The organism is Amycolatopsis sp. GM8 (genome assembly GCF_021653975.1).
GTDB lineage: Bacteria > Actinomycetota > Actinomycetes > Mycobacteriales > Pseudonocardiaceae > Amycolatopsis_E.
The window spans coordinates 114,566-131,845 of record NZ_JAJKFK010000014.1 but is presented as its reverse complement, the minus strand read 5'-3'; the positions used below and the strand labels follow the sequence as shown (position 1 = coordinate 131,845).

The 17,280-nt window shown below is 69.7% G+C and carries 16 protein-coding genes; 7 read left to right on the top strand and 9 right to left on the bottom strand.

Features of this window, described 5'->3' with window-relative positions:
* Window positions 1-122: 122 nt before the first annotated feature.
* The 4 genes from LOZ83_RS39020 to LOZ83_RS39005 all read right to left on the bottom strand — a co-directional run bounded on the left by LOZ83_RS39020 (window position 123) and on the right by LOZ83_RS39005 (window position 6,515).
* Complete coding sequence (locus tag LOZ83_RS39020; protein ID WP_236796961.1) at window positions 123-5,045, bottom strand: RHS repeat-associated core domain-containing protein; 4,923 nt, start codon at window positions 5,043-5,045, stop codon at window positions 123-125.
* Between the two features lie 108 nt (window positions 5,046-5,153).
* Window positions 5,154-6,014 carry a class I SAM-dependent methyltransferase gene (locus LOZ83_RS39015; protein ID WP_236796960.1) on the bottom strand — a complete coding sequence of 287 codons (861 nt, stop codon included), beginning with the start codon at window positions 6,012-6,014 and terminating at the stop codon, window positions 5,154-5,156.
* Window positions 6,011-6,340: a VOC family protein gene (locus LOZ83_RS39010; RefSeq protein ID WP_236796959.1), complete on the bottom strand. Its 330-nt coding sequence runs from the start codon at window positions 6,338-6,340 to the stop codon at window positions 6,011-6,013. The genes LOZ83_RS39015 and LOZ83_RS39010 overlap by 4 nt, the downstream gene beginning before the upstream one ends.
* Window position 6,341: 1 nt before the next feature.
* The gene (locus LOZ83_RS39005) at window positions 6,342-6,515 is read right to left on the bottom strand and encodes a CopG family transcriptional regulator (RefSeq protein WP_236796958.1); all 174 of its coding nucleotides are present in this window, start codon (window positions 6,513-6,515) and stop codon (window positions 6,342-6,344) included.
* A gap of 135 nt (window positions 6,516-6,650) precedes the next feature.
* Between LOZ83_RS39005 and LOZ83_RS39000 the strand changes: the two genes are divergently transcribed.
* From LOZ83_RS39000 to LOZ83_RS38990, 3 genes are all read left to right on the top strand, one after another.
* Entirely contained in the window at window positions 6,651-7,907 is a 1,257-nt protein-coding gene (locus LOZ83_RS39000) for a molybdopterin-dependent oxidoreductase (protein WP_236796957.1), read from the top strand.
* Window positions 7,907-8,350: a hypothetical protein gene (locus LOZ83_RS38995; RefSeq protein ID WP_236796956.1), complete on the top strand. Its 444-nt coding sequence runs from the start codon at window positions 7,907-7,909 to the stop codon at window positions 8,348-8,350. The genes LOZ83_RS39000 and LOZ83_RS38995 overlap by 1 nt, the downstream gene beginning before the upstream one ends.
* Window positions 8,351-8,812: 462 nt before the next feature.
* On the top strand, window positions 8,813-9,367 hold the full coding sequence (locus tag LOZ83_RS38990) for a Uma2 family endonuclease (protein WP_236796955.1): 555 nt from the start codon (window positions 8,813-8,815) through the stop codon (window positions 9,365-9,367).
* 7 nt (window positions 9,368-9,374) lie between these two features.
* On the opposite strand, the gene LOZ83_RS38985 is transcribed toward LOZ83_RS38990, so the two are convergent.
* Window positions 9,375-11,033 (bottom strand): DUF6119 family protein, encoded by a 1,659-nt coding sequence (locus LOZ83_RS38985; RefSeq protein WP_236796954.1) that lies wholly within the window; start codon window positions 11,031-11,033, stop codon window positions 9,375-9,377.
* Between the two features lie 163 nt (window positions 11,034-11,196).
* On the opposite strand from LOZ83_RS38985, the gene LOZ83_RS38980 reads away from it, so the two are divergent.
* Window positions 11,197-11,949, top strand: a complete 753-nt coding sequence (locus LOZ83_RS38980; RefSeq protein ID WP_236796953.1) for an SDR family oxidoreductase — start codon at window positions 11,197-11,199, stop codon at window positions 11,947-11,949.
* Window positions 11,949-12,902, top strand: a complete 954-nt coding sequence (locus LOZ83_RS38975; protein WP_236796952.1) for a sigma-70 family RNA polymerase sigma factor — start codon at window positions 11,949-11,951, stop codon at window positions 12,900-12,902. Before LOZ83_RS38980 ends, LOZ83_RS38975 begins: the two co-directional genes overlap by 1 nt.
* 190 nt (window positions 12,903-13,092) lie before the next feature.
* Here LOZ83_RS38975 and LOZ83_RS38970 read toward each other — a convergent pair whose 3' ends face one another.
* Window positions 13,093-14,352 carry an FAD-binding protein gene (locus LOZ83_RS38970; RefSeq protein WP_236796951.1) on the bottom strand — a complete coding sequence of 420 codons (1,260 nt, stop codon included), beginning with the start codon at window positions 14,350-14,352 and terminating at the stop codon, window positions 13,093-13,095.
* A gap of 23 nt (window positions 14,353-14,375) precedes the next feature.
* Window positions 14,376-15,236 (bottom strand): SAM-dependent methyltransferase, encoded by an 861-nt coding sequence (locus LOZ83_RS38965; RefSeq protein ID WP_236796950.1) that lies wholly within the window; start codon window positions 15,234-15,236, stop codon window positions 14,376-14,378.
* Between the two features lie 156 nt (window positions 15,237-15,392).
* Here LOZ83_RS38965 and LOZ83_RS38960 point away from each other — a divergent pair, with 156 nt between their 5' ends.
* Entirely contained in the window at window positions 15,393-15,626 is a 234-nt protein-coding gene (locus LOZ83_RS38960) for a hypothetical protein (RefSeq protein ID WP_236796949.1), read from the top strand.
* Window positions 15,623-15,772 carry a hypothetical protein gene (locus tag LOZ83_RS38955; RefSeq protein WP_236796948.1) on the top strand — a complete coding sequence of 50 codons (150 nt, stop codon included), beginning with the start codon at window positions 15,623-15,625 and terminating at the stop codon, window positions 15,770-15,772. Before LOZ83_RS38960 ends, LOZ83_RS38955 begins: the two co-directional genes overlap by 4 nt.
* Here the strand turns inward: LOZ83_RS38955 and LOZ83_RS38950 are convergent.
* Together LOZ83_RS38950 and LOZ83_RS38945 are read right to left on the bottom strand one after the other, a co-directional pair.
* Window positions 15,769-16,803 carry a DUF3592 domain-containing protein gene (locus tag LOZ83_RS38950; RefSeq protein WP_236796947.1) on the bottom strand — a complete coding sequence of 345 codons (1,035 nt, stop codon included), beginning with the start codon at window positions 16,801-16,803 and terminating at the stop codon, window positions 15,769-15,771. The genes LOZ83_RS38955 and LOZ83_RS38950 overlap by 4 nt on opposite strands.
* Window positions 16,800-17,270, bottom strand: a complete 471-nt coding sequence (locus LOZ83_RS38945) for an SRPBCC domain-containing protein (RefSeq protein WP_236796946.1) — start codon at window positions 17,268-17,270, stop codon at window positions 16,800-16,802. Before LOZ83_RS38945 ends, LOZ83_RS38950 begins: the two co-directional genes overlap by 4 nt.
* Window positions 17,271-17,280 lie beyond the last annotated feature (10 nt).

The window sequence follows — 17,280 nt, the reverse complement described above, 5'->3', positions numbered from 1 at the left end:
GGCTCCGCCCCCTGGACCCCCGTTTGGGGCTCCGCCCCTTGCCCCCTCGGCTGGGCACGTTTCGTCGGTGAGTTGGGGCTTCGTCCCTTGCCCCGCCGCTGCCGCGTTGGGTGGTTGCTGGGTTAGTCCTGCATCAGGTTGTCGTAGATGGCTTTGTATTCGTCCCGGCGGGCTTTCTTCGCCGCGGCCATGTCGTAGATCTCGCCGTTGGGCATCTTCATCTCGCCGGTGATCGTGTCCATCTTGGTGCCCGCCGGCGGGAAGATCGGCATCTCGCCGAGCTTGCCGTTGCGGTAGAGGTACGCCTTCGTCACGTCGCTCAGGTCCGTGGTCGTGTCGTCCCCGTACTTCCACTTCGCGTCCAGGGTCAGATGGTCGCGAATGGACTTTTCGAAGTCGTTGACGGGATGGTCGAACTTGGTCTCCTTGCTGACGTCCACTTTGTACTCGGCGTGTAGTTTGCCGAGATCGTCGCGGATGGTCTTCGCGTCGGCGTCCCCCCACTGCCTGGCCAGCTGGTCATGGGCCGGGAGGTTGCCGCGGCTGGTGTTGAGCCAGTTGTCCGTCTTCTTCAGCTGCTCTTCGAACGACCCGCTCATGTTCTTGTTCGCCGTACTGCTCAGCGGCGTCAGGTTGTGCGACAGCCCCGGCCCGCCGATGTTGTCGTTGCGCAGGTGACCCCGGATGAACGCGTCGCCCTTCGCGTCCTTGCCCTGCAGGTCCTCGATCTGCTTCTGCAACCCGGGGCTCAGCTTTCCTTCCCGCGCGGCCTTGTTCATCTCGATGACGTCGGTGTTGTGCCCTGGCTGAGGTTTGCTCCCGACGCTGCCGTAGTTCTTGCTGCCGTCCAGGACATGCGGCCCACCGGACGTCGTGCCGCCGCCCTGCGACTGGTGCCGGCCGGTCTTGGCGTTGACGGGACCCGACGGGTTGTCGATCGCCTGCTGGTGGCTGCTGTAGTCGTTCGTCTTCTGCTTGTTCCTGGCCGGGCCCGATCCCGTGTCGGCCGCCTTGCGCTTGTTCTGCGAACCCGGCGGGCTCGGCGACGGCGACGCCTGCGCGCCAGCCGTGCACGGCTGGCCGGTGCGCCTCGACCGCAACGGGCGGTCGGGCGCGTAGTCGCCGGGCGAGAACCCGGTGAGACCGACCGGGTCACGCATCCGCAGCGGATCGCCGACGTAGGCGACCGGGTTCGGCGCCGGCTCCAGACCGAGCGGGTCCGGGCTGATGTACCGCGCGTTGCCCGGGTCGTAGTACCGGAACACGTTGAAATGCAACCCGGTCTCGGGATCGACGTACTGGCCCGGGAACCGCAGCGGCGTGCCGCCGTCGTCGCCAGGGCGGGTAAGACCCCACAAACTGGTCGAAACCGGACGCACGGCCCCGGTCTGCAGCGACACCAGTTCGATCGGAGTGCCGATCTCGTCCGTCACGAGCGCGGTGAACGTCCGCGCGCCGTCGGGCCCGGTGGCGACCTGCACCAGCGGGCGGTCATCGTGGTGGATCCAGGTCAGCGCGCCGGTGAACGCGCCGGCCACCGTGTGCACCGCTTCCACCAGCAGCGTGCCGTCCCACACGAACGCGACCTGTTCGGCGACCACGCCCGCGGCGTCCAGCCGCTGCTTCGCGACCCGCCGGCCGAGCGGGTCGTAGCGGTAGCGCCAGGTCGCGCCGTCCGGTGTCCGCACCCCGGCCAGCTGGTCCAGCGCATCCCAGGAGAAGCTCCAGGTACGGTCGGCCACGGTGCGCCGGACCAGGCGACCCCGCGCGTCGTGCGCGTAGCTGACGCCACCCGCGGACTGGATCACGGTCCCGGTGTACCGGCGCGGCCCGGATTCCGCGCCGGTGCCCGGCGACGAACCGACGAGATTGCCGAGCAGGTCGTAACCGTAGGTCTCGGTCCCGTGCGGCGAGCGCACCGTCGTGACACGGCCGAGCTGATCGAACCCGTAGCGCGAACCACCGGCGGGATTCTCGAGGGCGGCCAGGCTCCCGTCGGGACGCCGGTGATACCGGGTCGCCCCGGCCGGCGTGTGCTGGGCGACCAGCCGGCCGCCGCGGTCGAACTCCTGGCGCACCAAGGGATTCCCACCGGCCGACAAGGAGGTCAGCCGGCCGGCGTCGTCGTGGGTGAGGGAGATCTCCAGGCCCGACACCAGGATCCGGCCCGGCTCCCACCGAACGTCCACACCGGACGGTGTGTGGCGGGTGATGGTTTCTTCCTGGTAGCCGAACTCGGTGCGCGCGCCGGCCGTGGTCTGGGCGGCCACCCTGCCTTCTTCGTCGCGGGTGAGCGCGACCTCGGCGTCCGGTCCGACCGCCTGCACGAGCCTGCCGACCGGGTCGTACCGGAAGGTCTCCACCCCGCTGGCCGTCCGCCGCTCGACCAGGTTGCCGAGCAGGTCGTAGCCGTAGTCGACGACCTCGTCCGCGGCGTTGACCGACCGCGTGAGCTGCCCGGCGGCGTCGTATTCATAGCGCGCGACCCGGCCGTCGAAATCCTCTTCCCGCACGAGGTGACCGTCGGCGTCGTGGCTGTAGCGCCAGGACCGGCCGAGCGGGTTCACCACCTCGACGAGCCGCAATTCCGTGTCGTAGCGGTAAACCGTCCGCGCCCCGGCCGGATCGGTGACCGTGCGGCGGGTGCCGAACGGTCCGGGCTCGGTCACGGTGATCCGGCCCAGCTCGTCGGTCGCCGAGATTTCCGCACCCGTGCTGTCGTAGGTCCAGCGCCGCGTCCCGCCGGCGGGCCCGGTGAGCGCGCGGAGGCCGCCTTCGACCGTCCAGGACAGGACCGTGCGGGCGCCGTCAGCGTCCGTGACCTCGCGCGGGCGGCCGAACAGGTCGCGCTCCGATTCACCAGGCGCCCCAACGGGTTCGGCCTGTTCGTCCGTGTCGACGCCCAACTGTTCGGTGTACGGGTCCGGCACGTTCGCGGCGTCGTATTCGCGCCGCCACACCTGCCCGTCTTCACCGGTGACCTCGATCTCCAGGTCCGGACCGGTCCAGTGCAGCAGCACGCGGCTACCGTCCGGGCGCACGACGGCCCGGAGCGACCCGGAATCGTCGTGCTCGAACTCGGTGCGTCGGCCGAGCGGATCGGTGCGCGCGAGCAACTTGTTGTGTGGTCCCCATTCCGAGCGGGTGACGCCGCCGAGCTTGCCCGTCTCGGCGACGACGTTGCCGCCGTCGAAGTCGAAAACCTTGCGGTGGCCGAGTGAGTCCACGGTGATCGTACGACCGTCCGTATAGGACAGTGTGCCGTCGAGGAACCCGCCATCGCCGACCGTTCGCACGCAGCGGCCTTCGGTGTCGTAGACGTAGCGGTACCAGGATCCCGTGTGGCCGGTCCACCCGAGCAGGCGGCCGTCCCGATCGTGCTGGTACAGCGCGGGATTCGGCGAGGAGTTGGTGCGCGTGGCGAGGTGCCCGTGCTCGTCGTAGTCGTAACCGGCGACCGGCACCGCACCGTTGCCGGACAGTCCCCGGATCGCGCGCACCCGCCCGTCCGCGATCTCGAAGGCGAGCCGTGCGCCGAGCGAGTGGATCAACGTCTCGGGCGCTCCCGAATCGTCGCGTTCGAGCTCGATGGATTCGCCGAGTTCGGTGCGCACTTCGGTCAGCAGGAAGACATCCCGGTTGCCCGGTGCCGGAGTGAACACCCGGACGTGTCCGCGCGCCGGGTCTTCGAGCAGGTAGCCGCCGCCGACCTCGCGCAACCAGCGCAGCGGTCCGTGTGCGGGCGGGACCTGCGAGCCCGCCGCGGGCACCGGGAAGGACAGCACCATCGCGTCGGCCGAGAAGTACCGCACCGTGCCGGCGCGGAACTCCAGTCGTTCGTCCACAAGGGACGTCCATGATGGACCGAACCAGCGACCGTCCCGGTAGGACGAAACGTGGTTGCGGACGACGAGCTCGCCCAGCTCACCTGGCACCGCCAGGTCCACTTCGGTCATCACGACGTCCCCGGTCGCGACGTCGATCGGATCGAACTCGCAGAACTTCTCTTCGGGTTCCTTGGTCTTCGCCGGGTCCGGGCCGTCCTTGGCACTCGACGCGTTCGTCCCGTCCTTGGGCGCGTCCTGGCCCTTCGGCGGCGGGGGCGGCGCGCCGTCCGCCGCGTCGCCCTTGGGCGTGCCGCCGCCCTCACCCACCTTGGGCGGGGGATCGACCTTGCCGCCGTCGAGCCCGAGATCCTTGCCGGCGCCCGACGGTGTGGTCCCGTTCCCGGGGTTGACGTCCTTGGCGCTCGCCGGGAGCGTGTCGGGCTTGGCGGCCTTACCGGCCTGGCCGGGTTTGAGACCCTTGAGCCCCTTGGCCGCGTCCTTGAACACGCCGCTGGCCTTGCTCAGCAACTTGCCCAGCTGGCCGAGCGCCTTGGTCAGGTTCGAGATCAGGCCGGCGATGTCCTTGGCGGTCTTGGCGACCAGGTTCACCACCTGCGGGACGACCCAGGCGAGCCCGATCCCGAGGGTGAACAGCACCTGCAGCGCCCACGAGATCATGTGCCCGACGACCTGGGAGATGATGTCGCGCACCAGCATCCGCACCGCCGCCACGACCTCGCCGGCGGTCTTGACGCCGCTCGACGCGCCGTCGCAGGCTTCGCCCGCGGCCTGCAGCATCTTGGCGACCTCACCGGCCTGCTGGCGGTAGGCGTCCGCGCCGGGGCCGGTCCACGACTGGATGTCGGCGTTGACCTGGTTGCCCAGGTCGGTGGCGACACCGCCGAGTTCGGTGGCGATGTTCTTCCAGGTCTCCGAATGCGCGGTGATCTGGTCCGGGTCACCGGCCAGCTTGTCCAGCGCCTCCTTGAGCGGCCCGACATGCTCCATCAGCCAGCCCACGCCCGCGGCCAGAATCGACCCGAACGGGTCGGCCACGAACGCCAGCGCGTCCATCGCCGTGCCCGCCGCCCCCAGCACGATCGAGGCCCAGTCACCGCTTTCGATGCCCTGTTTGACCTGCTGGGCACCCTCGAGCACGGTGATCCCCGAAATCGCCGAGGTCGAGTCGTGTTTCTGTGCCACCAGCGGATTCGTCATGCCGTCCCTTCAGCCACGCCGGTCGTCATTAGATAACGAGACGTCCGGGACCGCGATTTCAGTTGCGGCCGGGGGCGGTCAGGACCCTTTCGGGCCCGATCATCGAGCCTATCGGGCACTTTCGCTGGTGCCGGCGATCAGGAACCCTTCTCCGGTGGACGGTCGGAGGCCGTCGGGGCGGCCGGCGAAATAGCGTTCGGCCAGGTCCGTTCCCGGCATGTACTCGACCTGGCCGAAGCCTGCTTGGCGCGCCAGGGCCAGCATGTCCGGCGGGTGGTAGAAGCTGACGAACGGGGTGCCGGACGCCCGCGCGCCCTGCTCGCTCGCCCGCAAGCCCGGCCGGTCGGCGTCGTCGACCAGTTCGGCCGGCAGCAGGAAGGTCATGGCCAGCGTCGAGCCGGGCGCGAGCTTCGCGAGCTGGCGCAGGGTGGCCGCCGTCGCGTCCCTCGTCAGGTACATGCTGACGCCGGTGGAGGCCACGAACGCGGGCCGAGCGGGGTCGAAACCCGCGGCGCACAACCGTTTCCACCAGTCCCCGGGCACCTCGAAGTCCGACGGGACCAGCCGCAGCCAGTCCGGGACGCCGTAGCCGAGCTCCTCGAGGCGCTGCCGCTTCCAGGCCTGCGGCCCAGGTTGGTCGACCTCGTACACCCGCAGGCGCGCGGCCAGCTCCGGCCTGCGCTGGGCGAAGGTGTCGAGGCCCGCGCCGAGCAGCACGTACTGCGCGATCCCATGGGCGGCCTGCTCGGCGACCAGGTCTTCGATGAACCGGGCCCTCGACACGACCCCGAGCCGGAAACCCTTGGTGGCACTGGGATCCATATCGGGCCGGTCGCGCCAGCCGGCATCCGGTACGGCCAGTCGCAGCCCGATCTCGTCGCTGAACACGTGGGGTGGCGGGTCGACCTGGACGTGCATCGCCCGCCACAGTGCGACCCGCACCGCCGTGCCCTCCGGCTCCGCCGTCATGCGCGCTGCAGGGTCCACAGCCGGCCGTCCGTGTCTCGCACGGTCATTTCCGTTGTGCCGTAATGGGTTTCCTCGAACGGGGCGACCACGTCGAGGCTGTCGTCGACACTGTCCTCATCGGACACCTTCAGCACGCACTGCATCCGCGGTGTTTGACTCTCCGGGACCTCGACGACGAAGACATAAGGTCCGTCGCCGCAGGTGAGCTTGCCGGAGTTGTGGTCGGTCTCGAACTCGAGCTTGAAACCGAGGCTCTGCCAGAATTTCGCGGCCTTGCCCCAGTTGTGCGTCTCCACGACCACGGCGTCGATGCCCTGGGTACCCATGTCAGCTCTCCCTTCTGATCGGTCGCTGCTCGTGGGCATCGCCGAGGTAGGCCCGCAGCGCGTCCGCGACCAGCGCCGAGAGGGAAAGGCCCTCCTCGATGGCATGGTGCTTGACCTGCTTGATCAGCCCGATCGGCAGGTAGACGTTGAACTGCTTGACCTCGTCATCACCCACGCTATGATGCTAGCATTCTATTCGGCTAGCGCAAGCGCCCAGGCTTGAGTCCTTTGTGGAGGCAAGTCTTACGGATTCCTGACCGGCGGCCGCGATTCCGCTCTGGGCGCACCGGTCGCACCTAGCATTCCCCGCGTGAGAACGTCGCCGACCGGACCGCGCGCGCTCCGGTACCTCCGGTTCCGCAGCCCGCTGCGCGGTCCCTGGCTCACGTCGGTGTTCGGTGCGGTGCTGCTGGCCTGCCTCCCGCTGGTGGTCCTCACCGGACTGCTGGACTACGTCGCGTACGGCCCCGGCCAGGGCATTCCCGGCGACGTCGGCTGGCTGCACCTGCCGATCTTCGACTGGCCAACCCGGCCGTCCTGGCTGTTCCGCCTCACCCAGGGCCTGCACGTCGGGCTCGGGCTCGTCCTGGTGCCCGTGGTACTGGCGAAACTGTGGTCGGTCATCCCGAAACTGTTCTCCTGGCCACCGGCCCGTTCCCTGGTGCACGTGCTGGAACGGATCTCGCTGCTGCTCCTGGTCGGCAGCATCCTGTTCGAAATCGCCACCGGCATCCTGAACATCCAGTACGACTACGTGTTCGGGTTCAGTTTCTACACCGGGCACTACCTCGGCGCCTGGGTGTTCATCGCGTCGTTCGTGACGCACGTTTCGCTGAAGCTGCCGACCATGGTGCGCGCGCTGCGGTCCCGTTCGCTGCGCACGGAACTGGCGACGCCGCTCGACCGGACGGAACCCGAGCCGCCCGACGAAAACGGTCTCGTACCAACGGATCCGGCGCCGCCGACGCTGAGCCGGCGCGGGCTGCTCGGGGTGGTCGGCGGCGGGGCGCTGCTGGTCGCCGTGCTCACCGCCGGGCAGACGATCGGCGGCCCGCTGCGCGAGCTGGCGTTCCTGCTGCCGCGCGGCCGGGAGCCGGGGGAGGGCGCGAACCGTTACCCCATCAACAAAACCGCCGTCGCGGCCGGGATCACGGACGGGGCGGCCGGCGCGGGATGGCGGCTGACGCTCACCGGCGGCACCCGGCGCGAGTTCAGCCGGGACGAGCTGCTCGCGCTGCCGCAGCACACCGCGGATCTTCCGATCGCCTGCGTGGAGGGCTGGTCGACCGTGCAGACCTGGACCGGGGTGCGGCTGCGCGACCTGGCCGCGCTCGCGGGCGTGCGCAGTCCCGGATCGGCTTTCGTGTCGTCGATCGAACAGGGCCCGTTCGCGCAGGCGACGCTCAACTCCGGGCAGGTTTCCGATCCCGACGCGCTGCTCGCGCTGAAGGTCAACGGCGCGGATCTGAGTCTTGATCACGGTTTCCCGGCGCGCGTGATCGTGCCGGCGCTGCCGGGTGTGCACTGCACGAAATGGGTCCGCGGCATCGAATTCCGGAGCGCGTGATGAAGCGGCTGATCGGTGCCAACCCCGCCCACCTGCTGGTGTTGCTGCCGTGCCTGGCGCTCGCCGCGTACGCGGGATCATTCCTGCTGGGTGATCCGACACTCCTCACAATATTGATCTGGTTCGTCGGCGCGGCCATCGCGCACGATCTTGTGCTCTTCCCGCTCTACGCACTGATCGACCGGGGACTCCGGAAGATCACGTGGCATCCGAAGGTGCGCGCCGTCAATCACATCCGGATTCCGGTGCTGGGTACCGGGCTGACCTTCCTGCTGTTCCTGCCCGGCATCATCGGTCAGGGCGAGGCCACCCATCTCGCCGCGACCGGGCTGACCCAAGGGCCCTATCTCGGCCGGTGGCTGTGGCTGGTACTCGGCATGTTCGCGGCGTCGGGCCTGGTCTACCTGATCCGGCTGGGAAAAACGGCCCGGCGGCGGGGTTGAACCCTTGTTGAACGCCAGTCGTGCAAGCGCTTTCCCGGCGGCGAACCCCTGCTGCGGCGAACGGAGCCATTGTGGACTGGACCTGCCCAGAATCAATTCTCAGGTTGCCCTTACTTCCCGCCATCGCCTACCATCGGACAACTGAACACTTGACGCGAGAATCGCGCTTAATCGCGGCGAAGATTGCGATAAGAACTGCGGAACATTGCGAACGGGAAACTTGTGTCGACGATTTCCTGAACTTTCGATCAGCACACGTTCGGCGCAGTGAAGGGGCCAATTCCCAACGGGTGTGACACATAGACAACCGTCGGTGACGCTTGGTGGCCGCTGCCGGCTGCCTGTTCCCGACTTGCTGCTCTTTTCGGGTTCCATTTCGGGCATGGCCGCCGCAGTTGGTCATCATCAGGAGTCTAAGCTGTCCCGGGCGAGGGTTAGTATCTGCGCGACTTTGGGGAGACCATGGCGACTGTACCGGTGTTCGGACACCGCGAGCCATTCACGCGTAGGGATCTGGAGTCGATCGCCGATGACAGTCACCGCTACGAGCTCGTGGACGGGGTGCTCCTGATGAGCCCCTCACCCCGTCCCCTCCATCAACGTGTCGTGGCCCGGGTGCTCGCGGCGGTTACCAGGAACTGCCCCAAGGATTGCGAAGCACTCCCGGCGCCGGTGGACGTCGTACTCGCCGACGACACCGTGCTCATTCCCGATGTCGTCGTGGGTCGCCGCGCCGACTACACCGAGCGAGCCCTCGTCGGTGTGCCCGTGCTGTCGGTGGAGGTCATTTCGCCGTCCAGCCGTCTTATCGATACAGAACTGAAGCGCGCGCGCCTGGCGGCCGCGGGCTGCGAGAACTACTGGCTCGTCGACCCCTACGTCCCCGATGTGCTCTGCCTCGGACTGCGTGACGGTATCTACGAAACCGTCGCCAAGGCGGCGCACGACCAGACGATCACCATCCCGCTGCCCTTCCCCGTGACACTGAACCCGTCCGAGCTGATCTCCGACTACTGAGCGCCCGCTAGGGGATCACCGCGATCCGCAACGGAATCCCGTACGTGTTCAGCGCGACCGCGGCCGAGACCAGGGCCGAGCGGGCGAAGGTGAACAGCGTGCCCGGGTGCAAGGCCTTGTCCATCCGGTGGATCGCGTACACGAGACCGGCCGGGCGGTGCCCGAGCGTCGCCGCCCGCGCCGGGTCACGCTCGGCGACCAGCCGCACGAACCGGTCCCAGGTTTCGCGGTCGGTCAGGCTTTCCGCGGACACCAGCCCCTGCGCGAAAAGGTGGCTCAGCACGGAGGAACCGGTGCCGCCGCTGACCTTCTTCACGTGCACCAGCACGTTGTCCGGCCCGAGCAGGTCACAGGCCTCGAACCCGCGCGGGTGCACGCGGGTCTTGAGCAGGGACCGGTCCAGGCACAGGAAACGGTCGTCCTGCTCGGCGACGTAGACGTTGTACGCGGCTTCGACGACCCGGCCCTGCTCGTTGCGGGGCGCGTCCTCCCACGGCGGGAGCGTCCAGTCGGGCCGGTTCGCGAACGCGTCGGACACGACCCGCTCGACGTGCGCGACGTAGCGCTCGCCCAGCTGGTACCAGTCGCCGTCGATGAGCACGAACCGGCTGTCCGGCTCGACGACCTCCGCCGCGAGCCAGTGCAGCGCGGAAACGCCGCCGCCGCTGTGGCCTTCCTCGTCGAGCCCCTCGATGGAACTGGTCCGCAGCGTGGCGAGCCGCCGGTCGGAGTCGGCAAGGCCGGACCGCAGGTCTTCGACGGTGAGCTCGTCGGTGTCGATCTGGGTGTCGCCGACGCTGCCGCGGTAGCGCTGCACGGTCGGGCCGTCGTAGTACCGCGCCGGGTAGGAGATGCCGATCTCGCCGGTTTCCGTGCCGGGGTCGGCGAGCAGGTCCGCGGCGGTCGCGTCGAGCTGCTCGGTGAGCTCGTGGCCGGGGCCGAGCCGGCGCACCCACCGCAGCGGTTCGAGCCGGGCGTGGATGCTGCCTTCGGTGGTGACGCGGGTCAGCTCGCGCAGGTCCGACAGCAGTGAGCCGCCCTCGATGCCGAGCGGGATCTGCACGCCGTCACCGCAGTCGAGGCTGAGCCGGAAATTGCGGTAGGCGCCCCGGCGCCGCACGTGCGTCAGCTCGGCCCGGACGTCGCGGTGCACCGGCCCGGCGAGGTTGCGGACCAGTTCGGCGTGCTCGCGCAGGCCGAACGCCCACAGCCCCTGGCCGCCGGGCACGAGGTTGTGGTCGACCCGCGCCTTGGCCGACAGCGCCCACCGGGTGATCCGGCGGATCTCGTCGGGGTCGAGCATGCGCACGGCGAGGTCGAGGCCGAACTCGCGGTCGATCGCGCTGTCGCGCAGGTAGCGCCAGCCGTGCCCGAAGGTCAGCGCGTACGACGTGCCGTCCACGTCCACGAACAGCGCCGCGGAGGCGGTCGTCGTGGTGAACCCCAGATCGACGCCGGTCAGGGAGCGGACCGCCCCGGCCCAGTCGACGGGGGTCGGCTCCGAAATCCCCGAAACCAGCAGCGCCGGCGCGGTGTCGACGTGGACCTCGCGGATCAGCACGTCCCCGTCGAGGATCTTGGGTGCGACGAGATCGCGCAGGTCCGGCGCCTGGTGGAGGCGGTAGACCCGCATCCGGCGCGTGGCCAGGTCGGATTCGCTGATCACCCTCTGTCGATAACAGATCACCCCCTTCACCCGCTGAACCGGGAGGAAACGGCGCGTACCGAACACGTTTCGATCAGGCGATCGGGCTCGGATCGGCCCGGGCCGACGGATTTCCGGGCGGTCGCTGGTCTTGACAGGGACCGAACCACCTAAGGAGTTCCGCATGTCCGTTCCGTTCCAGACCGCCGTCGTCACCGGGGCCAGCCGTGGCTTCGGGCGCGCGATCGCGGCCGCGCTCGTCGCCGCCGGCACCCACGTCGTCGGGATCGCCCGTGGCGAAGGGGATCTGCGTGCCGCACACGCCGAACTGGGCGACGGGTTCGTCCCCATCGCCGCCGATGCCGCCGACGAAACCCTTGCGGGGCAAGTGATCCGTGAGCACCGGCCCACGCTGCTGGTGCTCAACGCGGGCGCGGTCCCGCACATGGCGCCGGTGCACGAGCAGACCTGGGAGACCTTCAGCCACAATTGGCACACCGACACCCGGCACGTCTTCAGCTGGACGCGCGAGGCCCTGCGCGCGCCGCTCGACCCCGGCAGCGTCGTGGTCGTGATGTCCAGCGGCGCCGTCCTCGCCGGGTCCCCGCTCAGCGGCGGGTACGCCAGTGCGAAGGCCGCGGCCCGCTACATCGGCCGGTACGCCGCCGCCGAGTCGGAACGGGCCGGGCTGGGCATCCGGTTCCTCACGCTGTTGCCGCAGCTGACCCCCGCGGCCGGCGTCGGCGCGGCCGGCGTCGCCGGGTACGCCGCGGCTCAGGGCGTCGACCCGGACACGTTCACCGAGGGCCTGCAGCCGATCCTCACCCCGGACCAGGTCGCCAAGGCGGTGCTGGAGCTGGCCGGGGACGCCGGAAGCGCCGCGGAATATCAGCTCGGCGGGACCGGATCGCGGCCGCTCACGTCTACAGTGGACTGATGGGAGACGCCGAGTTCGCCGCGCTCACCGAGCCGTACCGGCGGGAGCTGCTCGCGCACTGCTACCGGATGCTGGGCTCGGTGCAGGACGCCGAGGATCTCGTGCAGGAGACCTATCTGCGCGCGTGGCGAGCGTTCGACCGGTTCGAAGGCCGGTCCACCGTGCGGCGCTGGCTGTACAAGATCGCCACGATGGCCTGCCTGACGGCGCTGGACACCCGCACCCGGCGGCCGCTCCCGTCGGGTCTGGGCGCGCCGTCGGATGATCACCGGGTGGAGATGGCGGCCCAGGAGCCGTCGGTGGCGTGGCTGCAGCCCGCGCCGGACACGCTGCTCGGCGATCCGGCCGCGACCGCCCAGCGGCGGGCGGGGGTGCGGCTGGCGTTCATCGCGGCACTCCAGCTGCTGCCCGCCCGGCAGCGTGCCGTGCTGACCCTGCGCGACGTGCTGGCGTTCCGGACCGCGGAGGTCGCCGAGATCCTGGGCACCACGGCGGTCGCCGTCGACAGCGCCCTGCGGCGGGCTCGGTCGCGGCTGGCCGAGGCCGGCCCGGTCGCGGACGAACTGGCCGAGCCGGACGAGGCGGCGGTGCGGGCGCTGCTGGACCGCTACGTCGACGCGTTCACCCGTGCTGACCCCGATGCGCTGGTGGCCCTGCTGCGCGCCGACGCCGAGATGGAGATGCCGCCGACGCCGACCTGGTTCACGGGCCGCCCGGCGGTCATCGGGTTCCTCGCGGCGCGAGTGCTCCGGCCGCGGCTGTGGCGGTTCGAGCCGGCCCGCGCCAACGGCCAGCCCGCCCTGGTCGCGTACAAGAACGCCGGTGACGACCGGTACGAGGGCTACGGCATCCAGGTGCTGACCCTGACCGGCGACCGGATCGCCCGCATCACCGCGTTCAACGACCCGGGGTTGGTACCGGTGTTCACCGGCGCGGTGGCGAAACGGCGGTAGCGCTGTTCTCGTGCCGGTGGATGACGAGTGGGTGCGGTCGCTCCATGCCACCGGCGCCGAGCGAGACGCTGACGCCCCGGCAACGACAGCTGTTCTCGGGGGCAACCGCAACGCGATCTACAAGACGCTTTTCGACGCACGGCGTCGTCGGGCTCGCGTCGTTTCCAGGATTCGCGAAACGGCGGTAGCTTCAGCGCCGGAAGATCCCGTGCGGGTCGTATCGGGCCGCGGCCGCGGGATCGAGCTGGCGTGTCCAGTCGATGCCGGGAATCGCCCCGGAGGGGTAGGCGGTGCCGCCGGCCGCGACTGCTTTTTCGTACCAGTCGCGGTTGGCGGCCAGCTGCCGGTCCACCGCGGGCTCGGGCCCGAACCGGATGACGGCGACCAGGAACACGACGTCTTCGTCGGGCACGCGGAACAGGGGAGTGGTCAGGTTGCGGCGGAAGACCGGGTAGGTGAGCACCAGCCCCGCCGCGCCGAGGTCTTCCTGGGTGAGGCCGGCCATCAGGTCGGCGAGGTACGGGTCGGTGGCGTTGTCGGGCAGGAGCAGGTTCGACCACGCGTGCGGGGCGAACCATTCTCCGGTCTGGGTAAGGAGTTTCTCGGCATCCGCAAGGCGATTGGCGAAGTCCCAGTACGCGAGGTCTTCGGTCGCGTCGCGGGCCGGTTCGTAGCCGAGGCCGTCGAGCAGGGTCGCGTCGTCCGCCGGTGAGTCGTAGGCGGCCACGTCGAGCATGTACGTCCAGCCGCCGCCGACGGGCAGGATCTCGCCCTGCAGGAAATCGAAACGGCCTTCGTGCAACAACTGCCGCTCGCGGGTGAGCAGCTCCGCCGCCGTCGGGTAGTAGATCTTGAACCGGCGGACGCGGACAGGTGCCGGGATCAGCGGCAGGGTCGCGCGGACGATGACCCCGCAACGGCCGTAGCCGGCGCGCACGGCGTGGAACAGTTCGGGCGACTCGGTGCGTGAACAGGTGCGCTCGACCCCGTCGCCGGTGAGCACGTCGAGGGACAGCACGGTGTCGGTCTGGACCCCGTAGCGGTGGGTCGTGCCGCTGATCCCGCCCGCGGACAGCGTGCCGCCGACGGAAACGCCGAGGTAGTCGGTCAGGACCGGCGGCGTGCGGTCGTGCGCGAGCGTGGCGCGCAGGACCTCACCCCAGGTCGCGCCGGCCTCGGCGACGACCCGGTCGTCCTCGACGCGCAGCACCCGGCCGAGGCCGGTCATGTCGATGACGATCCCGTCGCGTGCCTGGGCCTGGCCGAACCCGGAGTGCCCGCGTCCGCGCGCGGCCACCGGGATGTTCCGTTCCGCCGCGAAGCCCAGGACCGCGCTGATGTCGTCGGCGGACTCGGGCCGCAGCACGGCCCGCGGCCGCTCGGTCACGATGCCCCCGAAGTCGGCGGCCGCCCAGTCGAGAATGTCCCGTTCTGTCCGGAGTGCCTCCACTCCGCTCAACATACGCGGCCCCGTCAGGGTTTGCGGCCCACTCCACTGAGAATGACCGACTCCTCCGGCTTGTCGAACCGGATGTCCGGCGACTGGGGACTCGAGTCCTCGGGGTGCCACAGCGTGGTCCAGGTCAGGCCCGGCTCCATCAGCTCGAAGTCGCCGAACAGGTCGCGGATCTCCTGCTGCGGGCGCCAGTGCACCGGATTCGCCGAGGACTGGTAGAGCTTGTCGAGGTCGACCAGGTTCTGGTGCTGGGTGGGCGGCACGCCTTCGTAGGTGGTGTGCGAGATGACGAGGTACGAGCCGCTGGGCAGCAGGTCCCGCAGCCGCGCGACCGACAGCGGGCCGATGTCGGTGCCCCGGCGCAGCTGCTGGAAGTGCAGCACGGCGACGAGCAGGAGCGCGACCGGCTGGTCGAAGTCGATCACGTCGGCGCGCAGCACCTCGTCCCACAGCTGGTCCGGTTCGCGCAGGTCGGCGTGGATGGCGGTGTGCCGGGCCGGGTCACCCTCGTTCTCCAGCAGCAGCTTCGAGTGCGCGACGGCGACCGGTTCGTTGTCGATGTAGACGACCCTGGTCTCCTGGTCGAGCTCGTCGGCGACCTGGTGGGTGTTGCCCATGGTGGGGATGCCGGCGCCGATGTCGATGAACTGGCGCACGCCGAGGCCGATCAGGTGGCGCACCGCGCGGTGCAGGAACAGCCGGTTGGCCAGAGAGATGTCGCGCAGCAGCGGGAACTTGGCGACGATCCGGGCGCCGAACTCGCGGTCGATCGCCCAGTTGGCCTTGCCGCCGAGGAGCCAGTCGTAGACGCGGGCCGCGGTCGGGTGTTCGAGGTCGATGCCTTCGGGCGGGATCAGCTTCTCTTCTCGCTCGTTCACGCTCGACGTCCTCTCTTCGGGCCCCGCAATCGATCTTAGGGCTCAAGTGGAGTAACCCCGGTGGGGGGTTTGCGTTGATCGCGCGAACGAATCGCGTCATCGGGCCGGAGCTGCGAACTGACACCACCGGAGCATCCGACCACGAGAGAGGCAGACATGACCGTGAATACGGCGGAGTCGTTCGCCGTCGGGTACCGGGTCACCTATCTGCCCGGCAGACGGCAGAACGGCACGCGGCTGTGCCGGCGAGGTGTCGTGTCCGGTGAGCCCGTTTTCGACGAGTACACGAACAATACGTGGATCCCGGTGCGCGCGGAGGGCCAGGCGCCGGACGAGGAGCCGGACTGGGTCCGCGCGGGCGATGTCGTGGACGTGGTGACCTGGGCGTGAGCGAGGAGCCCGAGGACGACGGGTGGCTGGCCGACCAGGCACGGGAAGCGCTGTCGACCATCGCCGCCCTGCACGCCGACGCCGTGACCGTGATCCGGGATGAAGACGTGCCGTCGAAGGAGGAACCTGCCAAGGCGCAGTCTTAGGCCACCCGCGGCTTTTTCGCCGAAACCGGGGCGGCGTAAGGCTTCCGCGTCTCGTCGCCGGGGAAAAGCATGACCATCGTCTTCGCCTCCCCGCCGATCCAGGCGCGCTGTGGCCGGATCCCCGCCCGGCGCGACGCGCTGTGCGTGCTGATGGCCGAGCGCAGCTCTACCTCACTGCCGTCGGGATACGTCGCGGTGATCTTGTCGCTGCCGCGGTACACGCGCGTGACCACCACGTCTGCCCGGTGCCAGCCGGTGCGGCGCACCGAGCGGCGCCGGAAGAACCAGCCCGCGGCGGCGGCCACCGCGAACGGAAGCACGACCAGCGCCACGAGCAACGGGATCACGAAGGCGCTCACCAGGAACTGATTACTGTTCTCGTCGTCGAGGGTGCGGACACGGGCCGGATCGGCCGGGTCGTAGACGACGGTGATCTCCTGCCCCGGCTCGATTTCCCGGTTCACATCGAGGTAGATCACGGCGGTTCGCGGGCCGGCACCGCCGGGATAGCGGACGTCGATGGTCCAGTACCCCTTGGCGGGCCGGGAAACGTCGAGCACGGTGCCGGTGACCCGGGTCCCGATATCGAGCAGGTGCTGGGCGCTTCGCGACAACTGGTCGAGGCCGACGATGCCCACTGCGAGCACGGTGAGCCACAGCACCACGATCCCCGAGGCACGCCAGGCGAGCACGCGAAGCCGCGCGACCGGTTCGGGATCGCCGGCGCCGGGCGGGACCCAACTGTCGGGCGCCGGTGGGAGCTTCCCCGCGGCCGTCGCGGCGGCGATGACGTTGCGCCGCCTGCGCACGCGCAGGCCCCAATGCACCGTGCGAGCCGCGGTGAACACGGAGGGTATCGACGCGACGCTCAGGATCACCAGGCCGCCGATCACCGTGTCCACATCGGGCGCCGGCCCGTCGAACACCGCCGCGGTGACGAGCCCGAGGAGGGCGAGAGAACACAGGAACCCGAGGAGGTACCTGTCGCGGGTGAGCCGCGGTCTTCGAATGCCGTCGTCCTCGGCGATCACCCGCTGATCTTACGGTCTTCGACGAGTGCCGCCAGGTTCCGCAGCGATATCCGGGTGCCGGTTTCGTTGTCGGCGGCGGGAATCACGTCGGGCAGCCCGTCGTGAACGACGTGGATACCGGTGCCACCGGCCGCGTCGGTCAGGGTCGTCGTCATCGTCATGGTCCCTTGCAGGGCCGGGTCCGTGGTCTCGAACTCGAGCACCTCGACCACCTGCTCGCCGGGCACGAGCCTGGCGAAATGACCGTGGTAGGTGTCGGTGTGCGACGACGACTTGCCCGAACGGTCCGGGGCGTCATAGGTGAGCGAGACCCGGAAACGGCCGCCTTCCCGGGCGTCGAATTCGTGCACCTGACCCGTCATCCCGTCCGGCGCGCGCCATTTCGCGACCGCCTCGGCGTCCAGCAGCGCCCGGTAGACCACCTCGCGCGGCGCGTTCACATGCGCCGAAACCTCCGTCGAATACATGAACCGACTC